An 18,432-nucleotide genomic window follows, 5' to 3' on the forward strand; every position below is an offset into this window, starting at 1 on the left:
GTTACCTACTCCGGCTTGCTTTTTGGAAGGGAGAAGCTGAATTCTGTGCCGACGCCTTCCGTGCTCACTACATTTACATTCTCACCGTGTGCCTGGATTGCCTCTTTGACGATAGCAAGTCCGAGCCCGGTTCCCTTCTTATCTTTTCCCCGGGACAGGTCTGTCTTGTAAAACCGCTCCCAGATTTTGTTAAGTGCATTTCGTGGTATGCCGATTCCATAATCTTTGACAGAGGTATATACCTTATCCCCGCGTTCCGTGGTTTCGATAGTGACGGCGGAATCCGTATCGCTGAATTTGATCGCATTGTCCAGCAGGTTATAAAGCACCTGCTGGATTTTACGTTTATCTGCATTCACACATAAGTGCTTTGTGGCAAATATTAGCTCGATGGATATCTTTTTCTGCGTACACGTGCCCTCGAAGGAAGCGGCCACATTCTTTATCATTTCGTGGATGTCAAAGGATTCTTTGTTCAGCAGAAGATTCTGCGTGTCAAATTCATTCAGCGTAAGCAGATCCTGTGTCAGGTCGGTAAGACGCTCTGTCTCAAATAAAATAATCTTAAGATACTTTTCCTGAAGTTCCTGAGGTATCGTACCGTCCACCATAGCTTCTACATACCCTTTGATGGAAGTGAGCGGAGAACGGAAATCATGTGACACATTAGCCACGAACTTTTTCTGGTAGTCTTCCATATCTCTCAGCTGCGAGGACATATAGTTGAGGGAAGCGCCGAGATAACCCATCTCATCTTCCGTGTTCAGGGGAATCTCATAGTCCAGGTTGCCGGAGGCATACTGGGTGGCGGCCTCCGTTATCTTGCGCAGCGGGCGGTAGACAAAGAACTGGAACGCCAGCAGGATGATGAAGGACAGGATATATATGACGGCCATGGAGATGTATACCGAGTTGAGGAGCAGGTCACGAATCTCCATGACATCCGACATATGCTTGTGTATGATCAGATAGCCTTTTGGAGTATAGTTATATACCACAGGAGCGATGACAGTAATAACTTCTTCGTCAAAGCATCCATGATAATCGCCTACCTGATACTGGGAACTTCCGCCTTCCGCCGGATTAAAGTCTATAATCTGTTCAGGTGCCATCGGGTAATTGTCGGACTGGGCGGAGACGATAATCTTGCCTTCCCGGTCCACGAACCATATGGCAGCGTCCAGATGTGACTCCATGCCCCTCAGCTGCAGATGCACGTCGGAGGATGTCAGGCGGTTTGAAAAATAGTCCGGGAGATAATCGCTTGCCACGATATTAGCTTCCTTGTACATGCTGCCGGACGTATAGTCCTCAAGCCGCCCTTCCGTCAGTCCTGACGTCAAAGTAGCGATTGTAAAGAAGCCTAGGAATCCGAAGATGATATATACAATTATAAACTTTAGATACAGTGTGCTGCGCATGTGCATTCCTCTTATTTTACTTCAAATTTATACCCGATTCCCCATACGGTGCTGAGTCCCCATGTGCCGTGGTCCTTAATCTTTTCACGGAGCCGTTTGATATGGACATCCACGGTACGGGTGTCCCCGATGTATTCATAGCCCCATATCTGATCCAGCAGCTGCTCCCTTGTAAAGACCTGGTTCGGGGAGGAGGCGAGGAAATATAAAAGCTCCAGCTCCTTTGGAGGCATATCTACATTCTCTCCGTCTACGACGACGGAATAGTTGGTCAGATTGATGACGATACCGGGATATTCCACGCATTTCCCCTTGTCTTCTGCCGGTTCTTCCACCTTCGGGACCGCCTGATAGCGGCGGAGGACCGCTTTTACCCTGGCCACCAGTTCCTTCGAATCGAAAGGCTTCATCATATAGTCATCGGCACCGAGCTCCAGGCCGAGGACCTTATCGAATACCTCCCCTTTGGCGGAAAGCATGATGATAGGTACGTTGGACTTGGAACGGATTTCCCGGCAGACCTGGTAACCGTCGATTCCGGGAAGCATGAGGTCGAGCAAGATCAGGTTCGGCTGGTACGTATCATAAGCGATAAGCGCCTTTTCCCCGTCATGTACCATCATCGTGTCGAAGCATTCCTTCGTCAGATACAAGGAGATGAGTTCGGCTATATTTTCATCATCATCTACAATCAATATTTTCTGCTTGTTTACCATAACTGGCCTCCTTCAAGTATTATTTCAGTTCCACTATCGTAACCCCGGCGTCCCCCTCACCAAAAGCGCCGAGGCGGTATGATTTCACACGTTTCTGCCGCTTCAGGTAGTTATGGATGCCTGTGCGCAGGGCGCCGGTTCCTTTTCCGTGGACGACACGTACTGTAGATAAATGTGCAAGCGACGCGTCATCAAGGTACTTATCCAGTTCTGCGACGGCTTCGTCTACCGTCTTGCCGAGAAGATTGATTTCAGGGCTTACCGAGAAGGCTTTGCCCATCTTCATCTTGCCCTTGCCTGTCTTATGCATCTGCTTTGCGGAGTATGCAGGTGTGTCCTCAATAATCTCCAGGTCAGAGATATGGACCTGGGAGCGGAGTATTCCCATCTGAACTGTGACATTACCTTTCGAGTCGGGAAGAGAGCCCACGGTTCCGTTCAGGTTCATGCTCAGCACCCGGACGGATTCCCCGAGTCTGAGATCTCCTGGCTTGTGCTGCTTCTTCGGCTTTTTCGCCTCCTGGCTCATGCCGGTGGCGGTGGAATTCATTTTCTTGCGGAGCCGTTCCCGTTCTCTCTCCATGTCCGCGGCAGAGATGTTCTCTTTGCCGAACTTGTGGAAATTACGTATCGTTTCATCAGCCACATCCTTGGCCTCTGCCAGGATAGCATGTGCTTTTTCATTTGCTTCCCGCAGGATGCGCTCTTTTTGTTCATCCAGTCTTTTCTGCTTCTGGCTTGCCTCGTGTTTCAGCCGTTCCAGCTCCCGCCGGTAGGCCGCTATCTCATCCTGCTCTTTTTCTATCGTGCGCCTGCTTGTCTCCAGATCTGCAAGGAGGTCTTCAAAGGACTCGTCCTGTTCGGACAGATGCCGCTTTGCATCTTCTATAATATAGGAAGGAAGTCCAAGCTTCCCGGCGATGGCAAAGGCATTGCTTTTGCCGGGTATGCCGATGAGCAGATGGTACGTAGGACGAAGCGTCTCCACGTCAAATTCACAGCACGCATTTTCCACGCCCGGTGTTGTGAGGGCATATACTTTCAATTCGCTGTAATGGGTGGTTGCCATGGTCCGGATACCCCGTTCGTGCAGATGGTTCAGGATAGAAGTGGCGAGAGCGGCTCCTTCTGTCGGATCGGTGCCTGCGCCCAGCTCGTCGAAAAGGACGAGAGAACGTTCATCCACATGCTTCAAAAAGGAAACGATATTCGTCATATGGGAAGAGAAGGTGCTCAGGCTCTGTTCTATGCTCTGCTCATCCCCGATATCGGCATATACATCGTGGAACACGGACAGCTCTGAACGGTCAAGGGCAGGAATGTGGAGCCCTGCCTGGCCCATGAGGGTAAAGAGCCCGACGGTCTTGAGGGAGACGGTCTTGCCTCCCGTGTTCGGGCCGGTGACGATAAGAAGGTCAAAGGCATCGCCTAATGTCACCGTTATCGGTACGACGGTATGCTTATCGAGAAGAGGATGCCGGCCTTCTCTTATATGAATGCGCCCTTCTGTGTTGAACAGAGGCATGCTGGCATTCATGTCCAGAGCAAGGGAGCCCCTGGCAAAAATGAAATCCAGCTCCGTGAGCACTGAAAAGTCCAGCCGGATGGCTGGTAAGTGCTCGGCTGCCCCGGCGCTCAGACGGGCCAGGATGACCTGTATCTCTTCCTGTTCCTTTGCATACAGCTCTTTCAAATCATTATTCAGTTTTACGACAGCCATAGGTTCGATAAAGAGGGTCGATCCGGTGGAGGACTGGTCGTGTATGAGCCCCTGTACGTGGCTCCGGTGTTCCGCTTTCACGGGGATGCAGTACCGGTCTCCGCGCATGGTGATGATCGGATCCTGCAGATAGGTTCTGAGTGAACCATTTACCATGCTGTTCAATGTCCCATGTACTTTATCGTTGATCTGGCCCATCTGGCGCCGGATGTTCTTCAGCGTACTGCTGGCGTCATCACTGATCTCATCCTCTTCGATGATACAGCGGCGGATGTCACCGGACAGAACTGAAATCGGCTGAAGCTGTTCAAAATAGGAGTCCAGACAGTCGGACAGCTCGTCAGTAGTCTCATGGCGTCCATATGCCTTGGCACGGCCTGCGGCTTCCAGAAGCTTACAGATGCGGAGCAGATCTCCGCTTCCAAGGACGGCACCGATTTCCAGACGTTTCATAGAGTCCTCTACAGGGCAGTTTCCACTAAAAGAAAGCCGTCCCTTCTTTACTATACGGGTAAAGGCGGCGGCCGTCTGTTCCTGGGCAGCCTGTATATCCCCCGGAGACGTCATCGGTTTGAGCTTACGGCACCGTTCCTTTCCGGCAGGAGAAGACGCGTGTCCGGTCAGCATCTCTATTATCTTATTGTATTCGAGTTTTACTAATGTTTTTTGATTCATTTTATTCACCTAGACTTATTCTAACCTATTTGTCCCATAAAGAAAAGGATAAATATTGAACATTCACCGGTGATACGGTATACTATATTAAGGATTGTAAAGGAGTATTGCTATGTCTATGGAAGAACAAAAAGATCCACTAGAACATACAGAAGAGCAGGAAGAAGAGCAAGAATATTCTTTTCTGCAGGAAACAATCAAGGACGAGGCGGGCGGAACAAAGAAGACAAGGAAAAATATACTGCGGATGATTGGACTTGGACTTGTATTCGGCATTGCGGCCAGCTTTAGTTTCTGTGTGCTTAAACCGTGGTTTGAGCGGCAGCTTCAGAGCAATCCTGAGAAAGTCACCATTCCGAAAGAAGAAGAGCAGGAGGACACGGCAGACGAGGACGGCACAAAAGACGGCACGCAGCAGGTTCTCGATGCAGATAGCTACCGCCAGTTGAATCAGGCGTTAAATGCAGTCGCGCAGGAAGCGGCGAAGAGTGTCGTAGAGATAAACGGGATAGCAGGGGAGGAAGGCTGGCTGGAGGCCGATTACGATAAGAAGAACAGCGTGTCGGGCCTCATCATTGCAGACAATGGACAGCAGCTACTCATACTTGGAAAGACATCTATATTAAAAGAGAGCAATGAAGTGACAGTCACCTTCTATGACGGTAAGACGTATAAGGCGGGAGTGAAGAAAAAGGATTCCAACCTCGGGCTTGGTATCTATGCGGTCAACAGAAAAGACATTCAGGAAAGTACCTGGTCCCAGTCGAAGATTGCAGTGCTGGGAAGTTCTAATTCACTATCAAAGGGCGAGACTGCCATAGCGATAGGTAAGCCCTTTAATTATGCGGGCGGCGCGGGTTACGGCATCATCTCTTCCAACAAGAATGTCGTTGACACCGCGGACGGACAGTACCGGCTCATCTGTACGGACATACCGGGCACGGTGAAGGGGAGCGGATTCATCATCAACCTGAAGGGGGAAGTCACCGGCATTATCGACCAGAGCATATCCGATGAGGACAGTATGAAGCTTACGACTGCATATGGGATATCTGACCTGAAGGAACTGATTGAACTGCTTTCGAATGGGAAAGCGGTGCCTTATATCGGGATACTTGGCATCGATGTGACAGAGAGCATTGAACAGCAGGGGATTCCGCAAGGTGTGTACGTAAAAGAAGTAGAGGTGGATTCGCCGGCCATGTCTGCAGGGATCCAGAGCGGCGACATCATTACGAGCATCGGCGGCGCTGAGGTCAAGACCGTATCGGCCTACCAGTCCGTGCTCATTGACAAGGCGGTTGGCAGCAAAGTGAAGATAAAAGGCCAGCGTCAAGGCTCCGGCGGTTATGTTGACATCGATTTCAACGTGACGATAGGAAGTAAAGAATAAAGAAAGAGGCAGCTATATGAGATACATTAATACCCTACAGGAGGGCGAGACAATAAGGAACATCTACCTTTGCAAAGGAAAGCGTTCCGCAGAGACAAGAAACGGCAAGCCATATGACAACCTGCTGCTGCAGGATAAGACGGGAACTCTGGATGGAAAGGTCTGGGACCCGAATTCCGGCGGAATCGCCGATTATGATGAGATGGATTTTATAGAATGCTATGGAGAAGTGACGAGCTACAATAACAATCTCCAGTTGAACATAAAGCAGATTAGAAAGGCCCAGGAAGGGGAATACGTGGCGGCTGACTACATGCCGACGACGGAGAAGAGTCCTGACAGTATGTACGAGGAACTGCTCGGATATATCGGCCAGATTGACAACTCATACCTTCGTCAGGCAGTGGAATACTATTTCGTGAATGACGAAGCATTTATTAAGAAATTCAAAGGGCACTCCGCCGCAAAGAGCGTACATCACGGATTTGCAGGAGGCCTTCTGGAACATACACTGAGCGTCGTGAAATTGTGTGAATATATGACGGGCGCTTATCCGATACTTAGCAAAGACCTGCTCTATGCCGCGGCAATCTGCCATGATATCGGCAAGACGGTGGAACTCTCCGCATTTCCGGAGAACGACTATACAGACGACGGTCAGCTACTTGGACATATCGTCATCGGCGTAGAGATGGTAAGCGATGCCGTACGCACGATACCGGACTTTCCGGAGAAGCTTGCCAGCGAGCTGAAGCACTGCATCGTGGCGCACCATGGAGAGCTCGAATACGGCTCACCAAAGAAGCCGGCGCTGGCAGAGGCGCTGGCGCTCAACTTTGCAGACTGCACCGACGCAAAGATGCAGACACTGACAGAGATATTCAAAGATAAAAACAGCAATGACTGGCTCGGCTATAACCGCCTGTTCGAGTCGAACCTGCGGAAGACCAGCGTGTAGATAATTGGGGACGTAACAAAATTCAAAAGTGTTACGTCCCAAATTAGCTTTTGCCCTGTACCTTTTTGGGGAAAGGAGAATTATTATGCAGAAAAATGATGTAGTTATGGTTGCGATAGAAGATATCGGAGTGAACGGGGAAGGGATAGGAAAGGTAGACGGATACACCTTATTTATCAAGGATGCTGTCATCGGGGACGTGGTGGAAGCCAAGGTGACGAAGGCCAAGAAGAATTATGGGTATGCACGGCTGATGAATATTCATACAAAGTCCGGATTCCGCACCGAACCGAGATGCGACGTGGCCCGTCAGTGTGGGGGATGCCAGATACAGGCGATGTCTTATGAACGGCAGCTTGCATATAAAAATGAGAAGGTCAGGAATAACCTCATACGGATTGGCGATGTACCGGAAGAGTTGCTGCAGGAGGTGATGGAGCCCATCTGCGGTATGGAGGAACCGTTCCATTACCGCAACAAGGCGCAGTTCCCGGTCGGCATGGACAGGGAAGGCAATATTATTACCGGTTTTTACGCTGGGAGGACACACCAGATAATCCCTCATATGGACTGCGCCATCGGAAGAGGGGAAAACAAGGATATTCTGGAGATTATCTTAACGTTTATGAAGGAATATCAGATTCCGCCTTATGATGAGACAAGCCACAGGGGGCTTGTCCGCCATATACTGATTCGCAGCGGGCACAGGACGAACGAAATTATGGTGTGCCTCGTCATTAATGGAACGGAAGTTCCCCATAGCCATATCCTTACAGAGCGCCTGGCGGCAATTCCGGGGATGAAGAGCATTACCTACAGCGTCAACCGGGAGAAGACAAACGTAATTATGGGCCGTGAGACCGGGCTCTTGTGGGGACAGGAGTACATCACTGATTTTATCGGCGACATCAGGTATCACATATCCCCGCTTTCCTTCTATCAGGTCAATCCTGTTCAGACAGAACAGCTCTATGGAACTGTGCTGGAATATGCAGGCCTCAGCGGCAATGAGACGGTGTGGGACCTGTACTGCGGCATCGGAACCATCTCTCTATTCCTGGCCAGGAAGGCAAAGCAGGTGTACGGAGTGGAAATCGTTCCCCAGGCCATCGAAGACGCGAAACAGAATGCGCAGATAAACGGGATAAAGAATGCGCAGTTCTACGTGGGGAAGGCCGAGGAAGTGCTGCCGGAACGATATGAAAGAGACGGAATCCATGGCGATATCATCGTCGTGGATCCGCCAAGGAAAGGCTGTGAGGAATCCGTGCTGGAGACGATGGTGAAAATGCGGCCGGAGAAGATTGTGTATGTGAGCTGCGACTCCGCTACGCTGGCCCGGGACGTGAAGTACCTGAGGGAGAGAGGGTATGAAGTGGGGAAGGTGAAGGCGGTGGATATGTTTCCGCATAGCGTGCATGTGGAAAGTATCGTGCTTTTATCTCACAATTCACCGGACAGTGTTATCAATGTGAAGGTGGAGTTTGGGAAGGGTGAGGGTAATGTCGTTGGATGCAATATTAGAGCGGGAAAAGAAATATCAGACAAGACCGAAAGTTATATATAGAATGCTAAAGAATATGCGGAGAAAAAATACGGCTTTAAAGAGCATACTGACAATGTATGATGCGCCTAATGTGGCAGAGAAATTAAAGCGTCCAAGAAAGATTCCACAGAAATAAGGTAGAATTATTTGCCGGATTTTTCCTGTGATGATAAACAGTGAATGTAAAATAGTTTGTAAAAGCGATGCAATATTACGAATCAAATAGTAAATTGTGTACGGAGGGGGCTCTTGGAAGATAATAAGTATAAGATACGATTAGGGACATTACAGAAATTATATGATATTGGAAAAAAGATTAGTCTTATCGACGAAAATAAAAGGGCAACAACAATTCGGGCAGCACAAGCAGAGAAAGTGGTTGAAAAAGTGTTGCTGCACTGTGGAAGTATTGTAAAATTGCTTAGTATAGATAAAGAGAATTATGCTGAATTGGATATTGCACTAGTAGCATCTGCAGCTAGAAATATAATAGATTCAGCAAACATATATTTTTATGTTTCAGAGAGGGGAATTTCAGAGGAAGAAGTAAACCTTCGTTATAATATGCAGATTCTTAATTATTATAAAAATATTAAAAACATATTTGGCAAATTAAATTTTTCTTTAACAAGTTCTAGAATGAGGCTGATTGATGCAGAGAATATAAGAAACGAAATTAAGAATAGTAAAATATATTTGAATGCAGATAAAGATGAAAGAAGTTTAATGCTGTCTGGCAAACAATTAATTAATAAGCCTGATATGAAGATACTGAATTATAATATAGAGTCTGGTATCTATAATTTGTTATCAAATAGTACGCACAGCTTCTACATAGGATTAAGCAATAACTCTTTAAGTAAATCCGGCATATTTGCAAGCTATATTGATTTTATAATGTTGGCCATTATTGCTGTTGAAACAGCTATAATATACACTGCAAACATAATCAATGACTATATTTTATTAAGAAAAAAGTTAGGCAATAAAATATCAGAAAACGAAAGGGTAATAGTTAAAAATTTGATGAAACCGGACTATATATATGAATACTTGGAGCACCAGAAGGATTTTTTTGACGGTGATTTATTAGATATATTTCCATCAGTATCTCATGATTAGCAGTATATTACTGACTTGACCATTTGATGTTCTTAATATAGCGGCAGCTTTGGGGAGACGGAACTCAGATGGAAGAGATGACAAGAAGAATACCATGTCTGAATATGGCGGGATTTCAGAATGAAAATGCTGTATAGTGGTGATAAGGATGATTCGGACGGAAGATTTTTTGTGGGAATCGCTTCTACAAAAATCTATTGCCTCCCAGTCTGCCGGGCAAAGATGCATTTTTAGAAACGGATATTGGAATCAGGCATACACTTCCGGGTCATACGCCAAAGGAGCTGCTCACATTGTCTGAAAAATGGCGGCCATGGCGGAGTTACGCGACAATGAATCAGTGGAATAACTTGTGACAGTAAAGTGAAAAAAGGAGCGGTAAGATATGTATTATACTATGTGTTATGACTCTCCCGTCGGCAGACTTTTGCTTGCGGAGAGGGATGGAGCTCTTACTGGGCTCTGGATGGAAGGGCAGAAATACTATTGTGATTCTCTGCAGGGGGAAAGGTTGGAGAAAGCGGATACTGAAGTTCTGCATCAGGCAGAAGTGTGGCTGGACCGGTATTTTAAGGGAGAGAAACCATCTGCCGGCGAACTGCCCCTTGCCCCGGAGGGAAGTGCATTCCGCAGGGAAGTGTGGAAGCTGCTCTGTGAGATTCCTTATGGGGAGGTCACGACCTACGGGGAGATATCCAAGAAGATTGCAGCAGCCAGGGGGCTTTCCAACATGTCAGCGCAGGCTGTGGGCGGTGCTGTCGGCCATAATCCTATTTCCATTATCATTCCCTGTCACCGGGTGGTCGGTACAAATGGGAGCCTGACAGGGTATGCAGGGGGCTTGGAAAAGAAGATCAAACTGCTAGCTCTGGAGGGGGCGGATATGGACAAGCTGTATGTTCCTGCCAGAGGAACGGCGCTTTAGGCAGGGAACAGACATTGAAATCAGAGGGATGCGTTGATATGTCTTGCCAGTTCCACCTCCATTTCAAACAGACAGGTGATCAGGCGGCATGATTCACCGAAGGCGGTGCTGCTTTGATTGGAGAGCGCCGCTTTATATAAGCCGTTTTTGACTGCCAGCCATTTTTCATAGTATTGATGTGAGAAGAACAAGGGCGCTTTTGTGGCTGCGCTGTCCTGTCCATTCAAAAAATGCCTGTATAAATAACGTCCGGTGAGCAGGCAGTCGACATATTTTGCAGGAAGGAGACGCTCTTTTTCTGATCCTTGCATCCAGATATGAGCCTGTTCAAGAAGATGACGTAATGTTTCGGGATGGGCCATCAGCACTTCCTGCGCCTGTGCAGGCAGTGTATTATGCGTATCATTTAATGATAGGATGCGGCAGCGGTCCATATTAATGGGGATGTGGGCATACGCTTTGGGTATCAGCTCATGTGCAGTTATCGTCTGACCACTGATTCCATACGTTGGGTCGAAACAGTCGTGAAGCTCTGCGTTTCCTTTTTGGACGATAAAATAATGTGGCCCGTGTAGAAGCTTATAGAGCGGACTCCATGGAATGACACAGGCATCCATGCCTATGATGACATAACTTCCGTCAGGTGTTTCAGCCCATCCTGTTTCCCGGTTTTCAACTGTGGTAAGAGGCGTATCTAATCTCATGCCCATAGTCTCCAGCGTTTCTTGTATCCGCCGGGAGAGAAAAACGCTGCAGATTGGGTCGTAGCGCAGATACCCTTCTGCCCAAAGCCTGGAAAAGGCGGCAGTATAGTCGAGACCAGATGCGTTGGCTATTGTAATCAGACAATCGTGATAACAGTTAAGGCCTTGGAAGTGGATTAGCTTCACTGGGATACCTCCTCATGCGTACGTTTGTTTTTGCCGGTTGTCGTTTTATCCAGCTTCTCGACAAGCCGGATGAAGCGGGGGCACTTATAATCTGCCAGATGACCGGTACACCAGCTCTGGATGGCCGCAGGCGAGGTATCCGGGGCTGCCGGGACTACGTCGGCACAGACACATTCGGTGCCAGGTGCATCCGACCTTCCGTACACCATACAGTCCTCTACGAGCGGGCAGCTCTGCAGGCATGTTTCTACCTCCTCTGGATATACGTTGAATCCCCGTACAAGCAGCATATTTTTCTTGCGTCCGCAGATATAGAGATAGCCGTCGCTGTCATAGTATCCGATATCTCCGGTGTGAAGCCAGCCGCCTCTCAGGATTTCTTCGGTGGCTTTCTTATCCTTATAATAGCCGAGCATTATGTTAGGTCCACGGACTATGATTTCTCCCTGCTGCTCTGGTTCATCCGTTATTCCACTCTCTGTTTCCAGACAGACGGTTACGCCCGGCAGCGGCACGCCTACGGAATCCAGCTTATCTGGCGGAAGCCCCCGGAATGGCTGCGCAATGAGGGGAGAGGCTTCGGTCATGCCGTATCCGGACCAGAACCGTATATGGGGGTAGGCGGCAGACAAGCGGCTTAACGTACCGTCAGGTACTTTGCTTCCGCCAAATCCAAAATAGCGAAGAGAAGTGATGTCATACGGTATGGGGCGGCCAAGGGTACGGTCCAACAGTATGGCGGCCACAGATCCACCGTCATAATGGCTGATTCCATGCTCCTGCGCGGCCTGAAACAGAGTGTCCAACGTAAAGCCTTCGGCCATGGCATACAGCGGGAACCCACGCAGCATACAAGAAAAGAGGACGAGCAGGCCGTATATTCCTGAAAAAGGCGTACCAAGAGCATACCGGGGTGATGGATCCCGGTATTTTTCATACCCCATGTGTCGTAAATAAGCTGCTACATTGAATGCTACGTTCTGTTCGGAGAGCTCTGCCAGTTTAGGATGACCCGTAGTGCCGGATGAAGCGAGCAGAAGCATAGGGGCGCCGGGATCGGTTCTTTGTATGTCGGGCAGCGGCTGCGGTGCAGAGCGTAAAGAATCGGTACATAAGATGGCCGGCGCATGTGCACAAGACTCGGCGGCGGCTTCGCATATAGGGCGCATGGAACGGCAGGTGATTATCGTACTTATCTGAGCTCGGTTCAGCAGGCAGGAGAGTTCCGTTGCGGCCAGATGTATGTTCAGCGGGAAAGCCATCCATCCTGCCTGAAGCACGGCGAATAAAGCAGCGAGGAAATGGCTCCCGTCAGGGAGGAAGATTGCTGCTGTCTGTCTGCCGTCTGTATGTGGAAGAGCTGCTTGCAGCGCTGCCGCACGCTGTGCCAGTTCAGCATAGGATACGGTCTCCTCTTCGCCCAATACCGCCGGAAGGGTCACTTCCCATCTTGCCTGTAATGCATCTCTAATCATTTGTCCGGACCTCCTTAACCTTTTGCTCCACTAGTTCTATGAGCTGCCCGGCAATGTGGCAGCCTTCCATCTCTCCCAGTTCGAAGGTAATACCGTATCGATCTTCTATATCCATCAGCAGGGAGACAAAAGAGAGAGAGTCCAGGTGCAGATCTTCATACAGATTGGTCGTATCTGTAATAGGAGCAGTAATGACGGTTTCCTGCTCTATGAGTTGTATAATGGCTTTTCGTACAGACATGGCGGTTCCTCCTATTTTATATTGCGCAAGATAACCCCGGACTTGACCGGAGACAAATCCGGGGTATTTACATGATATTCATTCGATATATAAGCCACCGCTTATGGAAGCGGTTATATACTGCGCTTCCGCCGTACCGGCCCCTATTATACCGAAGATAATCGTTACCAGCGTTCCAGCCGGCAGCAGGATATCTAATCCTGTCTGACTGGCGCTGCGAATGGTGTATTTGGGGATTTCTGCGCTTCCTATATAAGGTGGAAAGTATATGATACTGTTTTGAAGCACTGTAAAGGCGAGCCTGTCGGTCTGCCCTATGGCCAGGCACATAAAGGGCCGTATGATAACACCTTCCTCCAGATATAGTTCCTGACGGTTGGCAAATACGCTGTAAATATTGCGTACCGTACCATCATACGGCATGACAAAGGAAGAAGGGTAGGATTCACTTGTACTGATTGTGATAACACCGGAGGCCCATTCCCCAGGGTCAAATACGGAAAAATACCCGTTATCGCCACCAAAGCCTGCATAAGCAATCTGGGCCGGCGCCCCTGTACTGTCGGTACTAAGCGGGACGCCTGATGAATTTTGGTTGGAGTAGGAGAAGGGGATGGTGGCAGCTGTAGGACCCGGCTCACCTTGCGGCCCTGCAGCGCCCGGTTCGCCCTGTGGTCCTGCAGCGCCCGGTTCACCCTGGACACCGGCAGGCCCCGGCTCACCTTGCGGCCCGGCAGAGCCCGGTTCACCCTGTGGTCCTGCAACGCCTGGCTCACCCTGGACACCGGCAGGCCCCGGTTCTCCTTGCGGCCCGGCAGGCCCCGGCTCGCCTTGTGGTCCTGCAGGCCCTGGCACTCCGGAACAACAGGGAATGCAGCAGTCCGGCTGAGGCGGGCGGCAATTATTTTTACGGCTGCAATTTGTATCACATTTATCTGGAACGTTGTCAGAATGTTCGTTATAATACATAGAAATTCCTCCTTTTGGGAAGATACAAGGATTGTTTTCTATATAATTTATGCATTCAGCGCTGCATAAGTGTTTGTAAAGATTCTGCCTGCAGAGATTCTTACCTGTTTCAATAGACGGGCCGGCTGGATTATAGTAGACTGAACTTAGCGAATAAATAGAAGTTTAGAGGTAACCCGGGTAATAGAATTTTCTGACGATATCTGTTGCTGGGCATGTGGGCTTCCATCACTGACATGGGATATGGCATTGATTGATGCGATAGGGGACTATTAAACAGGCTTACAGTAAAAGGAGAATACTACCATGCGGATTATTTTGATTCTTATAGCTTTGGGAGCATTAATCGGCTTGTTCGTAAATGCAGGACATAAATTATTCCTTTGGTTCCGTCCCATTTTCTCTGGTGTCGGACCGGTGGCGTTTGGAATCTCATACGGTATTATGGTGGCAGCCGTCCTGATACTCTTTGTACTCAGCCGCATTCCGGACAGCCCGATACCGCGAACGGTTTTTCTGATTGACCATTATGCATTGGGCGTAATTGTTCTTCTGATGCTGCTTGTCAATCTTACGAATCTGGCCTTGTTATTGGCCAGGCTGTGCCATATCATTCCGACGCCGCTGCCACAGAAAGCTGCAATTACTGCGGGAGCGGCAGCGGTCGTTCTGTCGGTGGCATTATCGGTCTACGGAGGAATCCATGCGTCGAAGGTTCAGACGGTAAACTATAAGATACAGATACAAGAAGGCAACGGAGATACAGATGCAATGAATATCGTTCTAATCAGCGATCTGCATATCGGATATGTCGTGGACGAGAAGCATGTGGAAAAGATTGTAGCGGCGGTAAATGCGGAGGAGCCTGACCTTGTGTGTATAGCAGGAGACATGTTCGACGGTGATATTACAGCGGTGAAAAATCCATCGGTACTTCAAGAATCGTTTCGCAGTATAAAAGCACCTTATGGTGTATATGCCTGCCTTGGAAATCACGATGCAGGGGCTGGATATGAGGACATGTTGAAATTCCTTGAAAAGGCGCAGGTTCACCTTCTTCAGGATGAGTCCGTGCTGATAGCAAATAAGCTGATACTGGCCGGAAGGAAAGATTCGGGACCGATTGGCGGGCAGGGGGAAGCAAGAAGGGAGTTGGCAGAAGAGGCAGGTATGGAACACCTGCCGAGGATCGTGCTGGACCATAGGCCGGAAAACATCGGCAGCTATAATAAGAGTACAGATCTCATCCTAAGCGGTCACACGCACCGTGGACAGATGTTCCCGTTTAACCTTGTGACGGGAATCATGCTGGATATGAACTATGGATATTACCGCCTGGGCGAAGAGGGACCTCAGGCTGTCGTTACCTCGGGGGCGGGAACCTGGGGGCCGCCACAGCGGGTTGGGACAGACAACGAGATTGCAGTGATTCAGGTACTGCTTCCTGCGGCGGAGGACGGGAGCCGGGACTGAAAGGGAATTGTCCGTACGGGCACCAGAAAGACAGCACCCGATGGTCTAAAATATATAGACGGTACACACCGAAGGACTGCTTCTGACATATGATAGCAAGAGGTGAAAATATTATGAACATGTGCCGTTTCAGCAATAATACAAGAGATTATGTAGAGCAGTATCATTGCATCCTGGATGAGATGATCCGCAATATGAACTGCGCCGAGCTTACAGACAGCCTCTCAGGCAGCTTCATAACGCAGATGATACCACACCATCGTGCCGCGATTGAGATGTCAAAGAACCTGCTTTGCTACACTACGAACATTCCGTTGCAGGATATAGCACTGAACATTATCTCGTCCCAGGAGAAGAGCATTCAGAACATGACAGAGGTATTTCCCCGATGTGAGTCATGTATCAACTGTAAGAGGGATATCGAGTGCTATGAAATGAAGAATGAACGCATCATCAGCGATATGATTTATGAGATGAAATCTGCATGTACGGATAATCATATCAACTGCAACTTTATGCGCGAGATGATACCGCATCACAGGGGGGCGGTACGCATGTCAGAGAATGCGTTGCGTTTTTCGCTCTGTCCGGAGCTGGTTCCGCTGCTCGATGCAATCATCGTATCACAAAAGGAAGGAATCAGAAAGATGCAGTGTCTGATGAAAAAAGCGGGCTGTTAACTTATTCCGGCAATAAAGGAGGACATGGGTAGCATGAGACATACGCTTCCCGTGTCCTCCTTTTCTTATCTGTGCTGGTCCATGTATCCGATAAGGTCCGTGAGACTAAGAGGGCGGCTGTAATAGTAGCCCTGATAGATGCTGCAGCCGAGTTCCAGGAGCATATCCCGCTGCTCCGCTGTCTCTACGAACTCCGCCACCACACGCAGGTTCAGGCTGTGTGCCATCGAGATGATGCCCGACAGGATATCTTTAGACCGTTCGTTATCCGGAAGCTGGGATACCAGCTTGCCGTCCAGCTTCACTTCGTCAAAGATCCGTTCCTGCAGATACAAGATAGAATTATGCCCCATGCCGAAGTCATCAAGGCTGAAGCTGATTCCGCTGCTTTTGAGGCGGCTCATATCCTGCATCAGCGTATCGGAGATAATCATTGCAGAGCGCTCTGTAATCTCCAATACAGCGTGGATGCGTCCCAGATCATAACTCTCTATGATACCGAGTGATTTATCGAAGAAACCATCCTCCTCCATCTGCTTAGAAGAGATGTTGACAGACAGATACAGGTCATTCGCTAAGTGCGGCTCCAGCAATCTGGAGTCGCGGCAAGCCTGGTGCAGGAGGTAACGGCTCAGTTCAAGCAGAAACCCACCTTCATAGGCAAGAGCGATAAGCACCGGAGGGGCAATGTAGCCGGCGACCGGGTGCTTCCATCTTAAGAGTGCCTCTATCCCGTGGAGCGCACCATCTGACGAAGTCTGAGGCTGGTAGAACAGTTCTATCTGTCCGCGGTGAAGCGCATTACTAAGGTCCATGGCAAGTGTTTTAGCATAGGAGTAATACGGATATCTGTGATGGAGAAAATGCGGCAGAGTACCGTTTTCCTCACCGGCAGCCATGTCCTGCTCCATACGGCGGACAATCTTCTGAAATGCCAGCGTCTCCTTCTGTTCGCTGCGTTTGATGAAAGGGATATAGATGAGAACCCCTATCGAGAGATTGACAAGCTGCAGTATACTTCCGGCTACGGAGCCGGTAGCCTTATAACCGCTGAGCACGATTGGCACCGTCCATTCCACAGACTGGGTCACGACAGGCACAAGCCCTGCCTGCGCGGCCAGGGTGCTCGTTAGCGTCAGCACGACAGGCGTCAATATGAATGGTATCATCATCGTAAAGTTAAAAATAATCGGAAATCCGAACACGGCTATCTCGCTGATATTAAACAAGGCCGAAGGAAGTGCCACATAAGCAATCTTACGGTTATGGCTCTTTCTGGATCTGATACATAAGGCGATGATAAAGCTCAAGGCACAGCCGCAGCCGCCCAGGAATACGAAGGTGTCCAGGAAGGTCTTGGAGAATATCTCTGTCGGTGCGCCGCCCGCAAGCATGAGGGACTGGTTGACGGAGATATTCTGTTCAAAGAGCTTCTGGGATACCGCTTCCAGCGTGTTCGTACCATGTATGCCAAAGAACCAGAGCACGTGTGTCACGACCACATAGAGCAGGATGCCGAACAGATTGCCGCTCATCTGGTCGAAGATCTTCAGGAAGATATAGGAGCCGAAGTTTGTGACATTGCTGCTCCCCCATGCCGTGCGGAGTGCATAGCCTGTAATCCCGAATCCGACGATGATAATAATTACCGGCATCAGACTCTGGATGGAAATATTGAACAGATATTCCGCGCCTGTCGCGTGTAGCTTTCTGAGCCGGCTGCCAAGCCTCAGCATCCACTGGAAGAGAATACAGGAAAGCAGGGTGATGCACATGGCTGTAAATACCCATTCGGCTTTGAACACATATTCGTCATGTCCCTCGATGCCACCGCAGAAAGCAAGATAAGAGCAGACGGATACGACAGGATAGAGTAAAAAAGTATCGGTCTTCGCCAGCAGCCCGTAGGACAGGCTGATGGTGATGCTCAGTACGAGGGCAAGAGAGCCCAGGCTGACCGTATATAATGTCTCAAAAAGGGCGGCGGCTGCCCCGCCGAGAAAGTGCTCCAGAAATGACTGATATGCGTCATTTGGAAAATTTCTCAGAAGCAGCGAAAAAGATCCCATGATAAGAAACGGAATAGCAAGTGTCAGGCCATTCCGTACGGATTGTGCAGAGATTGAATTTTGAAACCGGGATATTGTGCTGCTGGCTGATTTCATGATATAACTTCCCCCCAAATACATTTCAGATATCATGCTGCCATTTTAGTTTATAACAAATTG

The 18,432-nt window shown here is 49.1% G+C and carries 16 protein-coding genes; 8 read left to right on the top strand and 8 right to left on the bottom strand.

Annotated elements, in window-relative coordinates:
* Positions 1 to 5: 5 nt before the first annotated feature.
* From HJV72_RS05855 to HJV72_RS05865, 3 genes are read right to left on the bottom strand one after another with little or no spacing between them, the layout of a single operon-like run.
* Positions 6 to 1,421, bottom strand: a complete 1,416-nt coding sequence (locus tag HJV72_RS05855; protein ID WP_208069477.1) for a sensor histidine kinase — start codon at positions 1,419 to 1,421, stop codon at positions 6 to 8.
* Between the two features lie 11 nt (positions 1,422 to 1,432).
* The gene (locus HJV72_RS05860) at positions 1,433 to 2,137 is read right to left on the bottom strand and encodes a response regulator transcription factor (RefSeq protein WP_208069478.1); all 705 of its coding nucleotides are present in this window, start codon (positions 2,135 to 2,137) and stop codon (positions 1,433 to 1,435) included.
* 19 nt (positions 2,138 to 2,156) lie between these two features.
* Positions 2,157 to 4,532 (bottom strand): endonuclease MutS2, encoded by a 2,376-nt coding sequence (locus tag HJV72_RS05865; protein WP_208069479.1) that lies wholly within the window; start codon positions 4,530 to 4,532, stop codon positions 2,157 to 2,159.
* Between the two features lie 118 nt (positions 4,533 to 4,650).
* Between HJV72_RS05865 and HJV72_RS05870 the strand changes: the two genes are divergently transcribed.
* From HJV72_RS05870 to HJV72_RS05895, 6 genes are all read left to right on the top strand, one after another.
* Positions 4,651 to 5,925: a S1C family serine protease gene (locus HJV72_RS05870; protein WP_208069480.1), complete on the top strand. Its 1,275-nt coding sequence runs from the start codon at positions 4,651 to 4,653 to the stop codon at positions 5,923 to 5,925.
* Positions 5,926 to 5,941: 16 nt separating this feature from the next.
* Positions 5,942 to 6,883 carry a 3'-5' exoribonuclease YhaM family protein gene (locus tag HJV72_RS05875; protein WP_208069481.1) on the top strand — a complete coding sequence of 314 codons (942 nt, stop codon included), beginning with the start codon at positions 5,942 to 5,944 and terminating at the stop codon, positions 6,881 to 6,883.
* A gap of 85 nt (positions 6,884 to 6,968) precedes the next feature.
* A complete protein-coding gene (gene rlmD, locus HJV72_RS05880; protein ID WP_208069482.1) occupies positions 6,969 to 8,450 on the top strand; it encodes a 23S rRNA (uracil(1939)-C(5))-methyltransferase RlmD in 1,482 nt (493 codons plus the stop codon).
* A gap of 228 nt (positions 8,451 to 8,678) precedes the next feature.
* The gene (locus tag HJV72_RS05885) at positions 8,679 to 9,551 is read left to right on the top strand and encodes a hypothetical protein (protein WP_208069483.1); all 873 of its coding nucleotides are present in this window, start codon (positions 8,679 to 8,681) and stop codon (positions 9,549 to 9,551) included.
* Between the two features lie 126 nt (positions 9,552 to 9,677).
* Positions 9,678 to 9,785, top strand: a complete 108-nt coding sequence (locus HJV72_RS20470; RefSeq protein WP_442899290.1) for an Ada metal-binding domain-containing protein — start codon at positions 9,678 to 9,680, stop codon at positions 9,783 to 9,785.
* A gap of 151 nt (positions 9,786 to 9,936) precedes the next feature.
* Positions 9,937 to 10,476, top strand: coding sequence for a methylated-DNA--[protein]-cysteine S-methyltransferase (locus HJV72_RS05895; protein ID WP_208069486.1), 540 nt, complete (start codon positions 9,937 to 9,939; stop codon positions 10,474 to 10,476).
* A 20-nt stretch (positions 10,477 to 10,496) separates the two neighbouring features.
* Here HJV72_RS05895 and HJV72_RS05900 read toward each other — a convergent pair whose 3' ends face one another.
* From HJV72_RS05900 to HJV72_RS05915, 4 genes are all read right to left on the bottom strand, one after another.
* On the bottom strand, positions 10,497 to 11,366 hold the full coding sequence (locus HJV72_RS05900) for a hypothetical protein (protein WP_208069488.1): 870 nt from the start codon (positions 11,364 to 11,366) through the stop codon (positions 10,497 to 10,499).
* Entirely contained in the window at positions 11,363 to 12,841 is a 1,479-nt protein-coding gene (locus tag HJV72_RS05905) for a class I adenylate-forming enzyme family protein (protein ID WP_208069490.1), read from the bottom strand. Before HJV72_RS05905 ends, HJV72_RS05900 begins: the two co-directional genes overlap by 4 nt.
* Positions 12,834 to 13,082: an acyl carrier protein gene (locus HJV72_RS05910; RefSeq protein WP_208069491.1), complete on the bottom strand. Its 249-nt coding sequence runs from the start codon at positions 13,080 to 13,082 to the stop codon at positions 12,834 to 12,836. Before HJV72_RS05910 ends, HJV72_RS05905 begins: the two co-directional genes overlap by 8 nt.
* Before the next feature lie 78 nt (positions 13,083 to 13,160).
* Positions 13,161 to 14,051: a collagen-like protein gene (locus HJV72_RS05915; protein ID WP_208069492.1), complete on the bottom strand. Its 891-nt coding sequence runs from the start codon at positions 14,049 to 14,051 to the stop codon at positions 13,161 to 13,163.
* Between the two features lie 306 nt (positions 14,052 to 14,357).
* Between HJV72_RS05915 and HJV72_RS05920 the strand changes: the two genes are divergently transcribed.
* Together HJV72_RS05920 and HJV72_RS05925 are read left to right on the top strand one after the other, a co-directional pair.
* Positions 14,358 to 15,524, top strand: coding sequence for a metallophosphoesterase (locus tag HJV72_RS05920; protein ID WP_208069493.1), 1,167 nt, complete (start codon positions 14,358 to 14,360; stop codon positions 15,522 to 15,524).
* A gap of 113 nt (positions 15,525 to 15,637) precedes the next feature.
* Complete coding sequence (locus HJV72_RS05925; protein WP_208069494.1) at positions 15,638 to 16,204, top strand: DUF305 domain-containing protein; 567 nt, start codon at positions 15,638 to 15,640, stop codon at positions 16,202 to 16,204.
* 65 nt (positions 16,205 to 16,269) lie between these two features.
* Here the strand turns inward: HJV72_RS05925 and HJV72_RS05930 are convergent, their stop codons facing one another.
* Entirely contained in the window at positions 16,270 to 18,369 is a 2,100-nt protein-coding gene (locus HJV72_RS05930; RefSeq protein ID WP_208069495.1) for an EAL domain-containing protein, read from the bottom strand.
* Positions 18,370 to 18,432: the final 63 nt, after the last annotated feature.

Origin of the sequence: Extibacter sp. GGCC_0201, from assembly GCF_017566055.1 — a bacterium.
Classification (GTDB): domain Bacteria; phylum Bacillota; class Clostridia; order Lachnospirales; family Lachnospiraceae; genus Extibacter.

Bases quoted from the DNA above. Each gene is read 5' to 3' on its own strand.
- HJV72_RS20470 (WP_442899290.1), top strand. From the start codon at position 9,678: ATGCTGTATAGTGGTGATAAGGATGATTCGGACGGAAGATTTTTTGTG.
- HJV72_RS05865 (WP_208069479.1), bottom strand. From the start codon at position 4,532: ATGAATCAAAAAACATTAGTAAAACTCGAATACAATAAGATAATAGAG.
- HJV72_RS05915 (WP_208069492.1), bottom strand. From the start codon at position 14,051: ATGTATTATAACGAACATTCTGACAACGTTCCAGATAAATGTGATACA.
- HJV72_RS05920 (WP_208069493.1), top strand. From the start codon at position 14,358: ATGCGGATTATTTTGATTCTTATAGCTTTGGGAGCATTAATCGGCTTG.
- rlmD (WP_208069482.1), top strand. From the start codon at position 6,969: ATGCAGAAAAATGATGTAGTTATGGTTGCGATAGAAGATATCGGAGTG.
- HJV72_RS05925 (WP_208069494.1), top strand. From the start codon at position 15,638: ATGAACATGTGCCGTTTCAGCAATAATACAAGAGATTATGTAGAGCAG.
- HJV72_RS05870 (WP_208069480.1), top strand. From the start codon at position 4,651: ATGGAAGAACAAAAAGATCCACTAGAACATACAGAAGAGCAGGAAGAA.
- HJV72_RS05895 (WP_208069486.1), top strand. From the start codon at position 9,937: ATGTATTATACTATGTGTTATGACTCTCCCGTCGGCAGACTTTTGCTT.
- HJV72_RS05855 (WP_208069477.1), bottom strand. From the start codon at position 1,421: ATGCGCAGCACACTGTATCTAAAGTTTATAATTGTATATATCATCTTC.
- HJV72_RS05860 (WP_208069478.1), bottom strand. From the start codon at position 2,137: ATGGTAAACAAGCAGAAAATATTGATTGTAGATGATGATGAAAATATA.
- HJV72_RS05905 (WP_208069490.1), bottom strand. From the start codon at position 12,841: ATGATTAGAGATGCATTACAGGCAAGATGGGAAGTGACCCTTCCGGCG.
- HJV72_RS05910 (WP_208069491.1), bottom strand. From the start codon at position 13,082: ATGTCTGTACGAAAAGCCATTATACAACTCATAGAGCAGGAAACCGTC.
- HJV72_RS05875 (WP_208069481.1), top strand. From the start codon at position 5,942: ATGAGATACATTAATACCCTACAGGAGGGCGAGACAATAAGGAACATC.
- HJV72_RS05930 (WP_208069495.1), bottom strand. From the start codon at position 18,369: ATGAAATCAGCCAGCAGCACAATATCCCGGTTTCAAAATTCAATCTCT.